The organism is Streptomyces tricolor, from assembly GCF_002155905.1.
GTDB classification, from domain to species: domain Bacteria; phylum Actinomycetota; class Actinomycetes; order Streptomycetales; family Streptomycetaceae; genus Streptomyces; species Streptomyces tricolor.
Genome location: NZ_MUMF01000255.1, coordinates 1 through 5332, shown reverse-complemented (window position 1 = coordinate 5332; position 5332 = coordinate 1). Strand labels below are relative to the sequence as shown.

Sequence of the window (5332 nt, the reverse complement as noted above, 5' to 3'; positions counted from 1 at the left end):
GCGGTCGAAGCCCTTGCGGGGCACGAGCCGGCCGCCGGCTGCTGGCCGTCGGCCGGCTCGTGCCCCGCAAGTGCTTCGACCGCGCCATCCGCGCCCTGGCCGACGTCCCCGACGCCGAACTCCTCATCGCCGGCGGCGGGCGCCGGGTGGGCGGGTGCGGGCGCCCGGGGTGAACTGGTCGGGGTCGACGCCGCAGGGCACGACGCTGATCCGGTCCTCCGGCAGCCCCATGGCCTTCAGTTCGGCCACCTCGTCGCTGCACGTGGCGATGATCCGGGCGCACTCGTGGCCGACGGCCTCCTCGACGGCGAGGCGCTGCGGCGGGCTGGTGTCGGCGTCGCCCTGGTAGCGCTTCTTCACCGTGCCCAGCGCGTGGTAGGTCTGCACGACGGGGATGCCGAGTTCCCGGGCGCCGGCCAGGGCGGCCAGGCCCGACATCCAGAAGTGGGCGTGCACCACGTCGGGCGGGCTCTGGGCCCACTGCCGGGCCAGGAAGGTCCCGAACTCGGTCATGTGGGGCAGCAGTTCGTCCTTGGGGACGGGTGCGGGCGGCCCGGCGGGCACGTGCACCACCTGCACGCCGTCGATGAGGGTCACCCGGTCCGGCAGGCCCGCCGCGTCCCGCCGGGTGTACACCGTGACGCGGTATCCCTTTCTGGCGAGCTGCCGGGCGACCTGCGCGACGTACACGTTCTGGCCGCCCGCGTCCGGCCCGCCGAGCGCGGCCAGCGGGCTGGCGTGCTCGGAGACCATGGCGACGCGCCCGGCCGTGTGCGGAATGCGGCTCATCGGGTGACCTCCTTGATCAGGCGTTCCCAGTCGTCCAGGAAACGCCGCTCTCCGTAGCGGGCCTGGGCCGCGGCCCGGGCCGCCGCGCCGGTGCGGCGGGCCGGCTCGGGCTCGGCGAGGAAGGTCCGTACGGCGTCCTCCAGGACGTCGAGGCGGTTGGAGACCACCCCGGCGCCGTCGGGTATCGCGTCCCGGACCTCCGTGGTGTCCAGGGCGACCACGGGCATGCCCAGGAACATGGCCTCCAGCAGGGACAGGCCGAGCGAGGTCCAGCGCACGGGGTGCAGATAGACCCGGCACCGGGCCATCTCCCGGTGCAGTTCGTGCTGCGGCAGGTCCCGGGTGCGGCAGCGCTCGGGCGGCAGGCCGAGGTGTTCGGCGAGGCCCTCGGTGCGCATCCCGAAGACGTCCAGGGGGGCGGAGCGGGCGAACCGGGGCAGCAGGTCGGTGCCGGTGGTACGGCCCCGGCGCACGGGGTCGTTGACCACGACGGCCGCGCGCCGCTCGGTGCCGGTCCACAGCGGGCCGGGGTCGACGATGCCGTGCTCGACGACCTCGGTCGGGGCCTGGCCGTTGTCCCACATCAGCCGGTTGAAGTGGGTGACATGGACGATCGGGATCCGCGACTGCCCGGCCAGCGGGTGGAGTTGCCGCTCGGGTGACGCGTCGGGGCTGTTGTGCTCGACGTACACGGCGGGCACGTCCACGCCGGGCCGGCGGCCGGTCCAGCGCAGGGCCAGGTCGAGTTCGTGCGGGCGTTGCAGGACCATCAGGTCGATGTCGGCGTCCCACAGCTCCTTGGGGGTGCGTTCTTCGACGGACCGCGGCCAGTCCCAGGTCACCGCCCGGCCCAGGCCGTCCGGTCCGCGGTCGTCGGTGACCGGGACGAGGTAGGTGTGCGGGCCCTGCACGAAGGCGGTGAGCCAGGATCCGTGCACGTGCCAGACGAGGATGTTCATGACTGCCGCTCCTGGATGAGCTTGTGCACCGCGCGCACCACGTCCTGTCCGGTGACCTCGTCCAGGCAGGGGTGGCCGGGCACCGGACAGGTGAGGGCCCGGGTGTCCGCGCACGGCGCCGACTGGTCGCCGAGCAGGATGACGGGGACGCCGTACGGTGCCCAGCGTTCGGCCGGTACGACGGGGGCGAACAGCGAGACGACCGGGGTGCCGACGGCGGCGGCGAGGTGGGCGGGTCCGGTGTTGGCGCTGATCACGACGTCGGCCATGCGGAGCACCCCGGCGAGGGTGCGGGGGGACGTCCGGCCGCCGAGGTCCACGGCCAGGTCGCCGCTGACCCGCCGGGTCAGGTCGGTCTCGTCGGGACCGCCGGTGACCACCACCCGGTGCCCGGCGTCGGCGAGCAGCGCGACCGCCTCGGCGCAGCGGTGCGGGCTCCAGGCGCGGGCGGGGGCGCTGGCGCCTGGGTGCAGGACCACGTAGGGGCCGTTGCCGGTCAGGCCGCCGGTGTCCGGGGGCGGCAGCACGCGCAGCCGGCCGTCGTCGCCCGGAGGTGCCGTGAACCCCATGGCGGCGGCGGTGTCGAGGGCCGCCTCGGCCTCGTGCCGGCCCTCCCGCCGCCGGTGGCGTACGTCGAGCAGCCGGCCGGGGTGGTCGACGCTGTCGGCGCCGATCCGGCCGACACCGGCGAGCCGGAGCAGCAGCGCGGTGGGCAGCGGGCTCTGGTGGAAGGAGGTGAGGACGAGCGCGGTGTCGTAGGCCCCGGCCCGCAGCCGCCCGACCAGCGCGTCGATGTCCGACGGGAGCACCGGCGGCGGATCGAACCCCTCCCAGGGCGCCTCCCACACCAGCACCTCGTCGACCCCGGGCAGCAGCCGCGCCGCGTCCGCGCCCCGGGGGCCGCACAGCAGGGTGACGTGCGAGGAGCGGGCGGCGACGGCGCGTACGGCGGGCCCGGCGAGCAGCACATCGCCGAAGCTGTCGAGCCGGACGACGAGAGACCTCATCCGGCACACCTCCTCGCCGGGCCGGCCCGCCACGGCGCGCGGACCACCGGGTCCGCGCCGGAGTCCCGGTCCTGCCCGGAACCCGAGGCGTCGCGCCAGGACAGCCGCACACCGCTCGCCGCCGCACCGGGGACGGACGGCCGCCGGCCGGCGACCCCCGCGCCCGGCACGGACGGCCCTGTGCGGTCCCGCAGATGCGCAGCGGGCGGAGGCGCCGCTTCCGGGACGGACGGCCGCCGGTCGGGGGGCGGCGTGCCCGGGGAGGGGCGACGCCTGTCCGCCCGTGCCCCGGCCTCGATCAGGGCCGCGCGGACCGCGGTGAGGGGGTCGGGGGCGCTCTCCGTGGCGAAGCGTCGTACCTCCGCCGGGTCGGTGGCCGCGTTCGGGATCAGGACGCCGCGGGCGCCGGCGGCGCGCGCGGCCAGGACGTCGGCGGCTATGTCGCCGATCACCAGACACTCGTCCGGCGGTACGCCGAGCCGGGCGGCGGCGGTGAGGATCAGGCCGGGGCGGGGCTTGCGGCAGGCGCAGCCGACGTCGGGGGCGTGCGGGCAGAACACCCAGGTGTCCAGCCCGCCCAGCAGTTCGTCGGCGCGCGCGTTGACGCGGCGCACCTGCTCCACGGTGAGCAGTCCGCGGCCGATGCCGGACTGGTTGCTGACCACGCCGGTGGCCAGGCCGTGGGACCGGGCCAGCGCGACGGCCGCGGCGGCGCCCGGCAGCAGCCGGACCCGGTCGGGGTCGCCGTTGTACGGCACGTCCACCACGAGGGTGCCGTCGCGGTCGAACAGGACGGCGGACAGCCGGTTCACTCGGCACCTCCCAGGGGCTCGGCGTGCCGGTGCCGGACGACTCCGCGCAGCCAGTGCCGCACGGCGAGCGGCGGGATGAGCACGCTGGTGCCGAGCATCCCGGCGATCTCGCGGCCGGTGCGCGGGCCGGGCAGGATCCGGGCGAGCGCGAACTCTGCGGTGCCCAGCGTCCACAGGGCGGCACAGACGCGCGCGGCCCGGTGCCGCCCGGCCAGGGCGCAGCCGGCGGCGGCGAGGGCCGCGCCGGTGACCGCGAGGTGCCGGGGCAGCCGGCCGCGGGGCGCCTGCGCGCGGTCCCACCAGTCGTGGCCGTGCAGCCGGTTCATCAGGGCGTCGTCGGCGTTGCCGCGCTGCGCGGGCAGCGAGGCCCACCAGTGGGCCGGCCGGACCGGGTGCCGGGTGACCCGCGTGCCCCGGATCAGGGACCAGCCGGCCCGCTGCACGCGCAGCGCGAGGTCGGCGTCCTCGCGGAAGGCCCGCGGGAAGCGTTCGTCGAAGCCGCCGGTCCGTTTCAGCGCCTCGGTGCGGTAGGCCATGTCGGCGGTGGCCCAGGCGGCGTTCTCCAGGCCCTTGGTGGTGCGTTCCCAGTCGGTCGGCCGACGGTCCGGGGGCAGGGGGACTCGCAACCGCCCCTGGACACCGCCGACGTCGGGGCCGGCCTCCCGCAGGTCGTCGGCGAGCCGCCGGGACCAGTCCGGCAGCACCTGGACGTCGTCGTCCAGGAACACCGTCCACGGGGTGCGGACGGTCCGCCAGCCGGCGTTGCGGGCGGCGGCCGGGCCCTTGCCGCCGGTGCGCAGCGTGCGCACCCGGTCGAGCAGCTGCCCGGCCGTCTGCAGCGTCAGATCGCCGTCGGGCGCGGGCCGGTCGTCCACGACGACCACCTCGTGCGGCGGATGGCCGTCGGCCGCGGCGAGCGCGCGCAGGCACTCGGCGAGGCAGGGGCGGCCGATCGTCGGGACGACGACGGTGTAGGCGGGCGCGTCGCTCATGCGAACGCCTTTCCGCGGCGGATCGCGAACGGGCCGAGCACCAGCAGGTCCACGGGGGCCGAGCCGAAGCACTCCAGGGCGTCCCGGGGGTCGTCGACCATGGGCCGCCCGGCGGTGTTCAGGCTGGTGTTGACCACCACGGGCAGCCCGGTGCGCCGTTCGAAGCCCTCGATCATCCGTGCCACCAGGGGCTCCTGGGTACGGTCCACGGTCTGGATGCGGGCCGTGCCGTCGACGTGCACCACGGCCGGGATGCGGGCCTTCCACTCGGCGGCGACGTCGTGCACGAACAGCATGTGCGGGCTGGGCAGCGGCCCGTCGAAGATCTCGCCCGCGCGTTCGGCAAGCACCATGGGCGCGACGGGCCGGAACTCCTCGCGTCCCTTGACCGCGTTGAGCCGCTCCAGGTTCTCCGCCTTGCCGGGGTGCGCGAGCAGCGAGCGGTGCCCGAGGGCGCGCGGCCCGTACTCGCTGCGCCCCTGGAACCAGGCCACGATCCCGTCGTCCGCCAGCGCCTCGGCGGCCGTCTCGGCGATGTCGGCGGGCTCCTCGTACGGGACTGCGGCCCGCTCCAGCCACGCGCGCAGCTCGGCGTCGCTCCAGCCGCGGCCGAGGGCGGCCGTCGGCATCGGCTCCAGGGTGTCCTTCTGCCCGGCGACATGGGCCGCCGCGCCGAGGGCCGTACCGGCGTCGCCGGCGGCGGGCTGCACCCACACGTGCCGGAAGCCGCTCTCCCGCCACAGGCGGGTGTTGGCGACGCAGTTGAGGGCGAC

General features: G+C 76.4%; 5 protein-coding genes and 1 pseudogene. All 6 read right to left on the bottom strand.

All coding sequences use genetic code 11. The annotated features are described in order from the left end of the window. Nucleotides 1-789, bottom strand: a pseudogene (locus tag CCN44_RS18875) (glycosyltransferase); the annotation flags it as partial. Then, nucleotides 786-1748, bottom strand: a complete 963-nt coding sequence (locus tag CCN44_RS18870) for a glycosyltransferase (RefSeq protein WP_059247487.1) — start codon at nucleotides 1746-1748, stop codon at nucleotides 786-788. The pseudogene CCN44_RS18875 and the gene CCN44_RS18870, both read right to left, overlap by 4 nt. Beyond that, nucleotides 1745-2755, bottom strand: coding sequence for a glycosyltransferase family 9 protein (locus CCN44_RS18865; protein WP_059254758.1), 1011 nt, complete (start codon nucleotides 2753-2755; stop codon nucleotides 1745-1747). Before CCN44_RS18865 ends, CCN44_RS18870 begins: the two co-directional genes overlap by 4 nt. Next, nucleotides 2752-3567, bottom strand: a complete 816-nt coding sequence (locus CCN44_RS47640) for a D-glycero-alpha-D-manno-heptose-1,7-bisphosphate 7-phosphatase (RefSeq protein ID WP_308406509.1) — start codon at nucleotides 3565-3567, stop codon at nucleotides 2752-2754. Before CCN44_RS47640 ends, CCN44_RS18865 begins: the two co-directional genes overlap by 4 nt. Continuing rightward, complete coding sequence (locus tag CCN44_RS18855) at nucleotides 3564-4559, bottom strand: glycosyltransferase family 2 protein (RefSeq protein WP_086698342.1); 996 nt, start codon at nucleotides 4557-4559, stop codon at nucleotides 3564-3566. The genes CCN44_RS47640 and CCN44_RS18855 overlap by 4 nt, the downstream gene beginning before the upstream one ends. Then, the coding region (locus tag CCN44_RS18850) for a nodulation protein NodU (RefSeq protein WP_244203938.1) at nucleotides 4556-5332 on the bottom strand (777 nt) is incomplete at its 5' end. The genes CCN44_RS18855 and CCN44_RS18850, both read right to left, overlap by 4 nt.